Genomic DNA, 1,196 nt, shown 5'->3' on the forward strand with positions numbered 1-1,196 from the left:
CCGCAGAACTTTGCGGTTCCGGGCCTTTCTCTTTGCGTGCTGATTCCTCAGGGCCGCAAAACCCGGCTTCTTTCGTTGAGTCCAGTACCCGTCACCGTTACGTTGCGGACGAACGAAGCACTTCCCTCCAAGCAAGGGATGACATAGATGCGGATCTCGGCCCCTCGTCAGCTCGCTCGAAGAACGACGGCTCTCGCCGTGGCGGCAACCCTGACCGCCTCGCTGGGAGTCGCCGCGGTGGCAACCACACAACCCGCCAGCGCGGCAGACAGTGCGGCAGAAGACGTTCCCAGCTACGCGATGGGCATCGTGGGTAGGCCCTGGACGATCGACAGGCCCACTCTGTGCGGCCCTGGGATCGGCGACGGCGGCAACCTCATCGAGAACGGACGCACCTACGACGGCAAGTGTCAGGGAGCGGGCCAGGTACCCACCATCACGGGGGCCGCGGAATCACCGGCGCTGACGTTCCGCACGCAGCACGACTACAGGTACCCGGGCGCCATCCTTGAGAACGCAGAGCTGAACACCTGGGTGGGCGCCGACGGCAAGCGGCTTCGGGACCGCACGGAGCTGGCGACGCCGAGGGGAACTCTGCCGTTCCACACCAACGTGTGGGTCGGGTTCGACATCCGCATCCCCGCGGGCGTCGACAGCGTGACCGGCAGCGGGGCGTACGTCATGCAGCTGTGGCAGTGCAACGCGAACCCGATCGGCGGCGTGCGCATCCAGGCAGGCGCCGGCAACGGGCACAACCTCCAGTTCGTGCGCCGGGGCGACGACCCGACCGTGAGCGAGACGTACTACAACACCGCGATGGCGACCAAGAGCATCGGCACCGACGAGTGGCACTCCTTCGTCATCAAGTACAACGTGGAGCCGTACAGCGTCGGCGGGCCCAAGGGTCTCATCGAGGTCTGGCACAGGAAGGTGGGAGCGACCACCACCGAGACGAAGATCCTCGAGCAGGAGGACTACTACGGCTTCCGAACGCATACCGAGTGCGACGACGGCGCCGACGACTACTACGACGACTCCTTCCGGATCAAGTACGGCATGTACAAGGACTACCAGCCGGGCGCGACGTTCCGGTCCGACTTCCGGAACGTGAGGATCGGCGCCAGCAAGGCCGAGGTGCAGCCCTACTACCGCGACTGACCGTCACACCCTCCCGCACGAGCGGAGCTGAAGGATCG

The 1,196-nt window shown here is 65.6% G+C and carries 1 protein-coding gene; it reads left to right on the top strand.

The window, feature by feature from the left end:
* Positions 1 to 309: 309 nt before the first annotated feature.
* Entirely contained in the window at positions 310 to 1,158 is an 849-nt protein-coding gene (locus tag ACFWEJ_RS28795; protein ID WP_377232571.1) for a heparin lyase I family protein, read from the top strand.
* The last annotated feature ends 38 nt before the right edge of the window (positions 1,159 to 1,196 follow it).

Source organism: Promicromonospora sp. NPDC060204 (assembly GCF_042728455.1).
Lineage (GTDB): Bacteria > Actinomycetota > Actinomycetes > Actinomycetales > Cellulomonadaceae > Promicromonospora.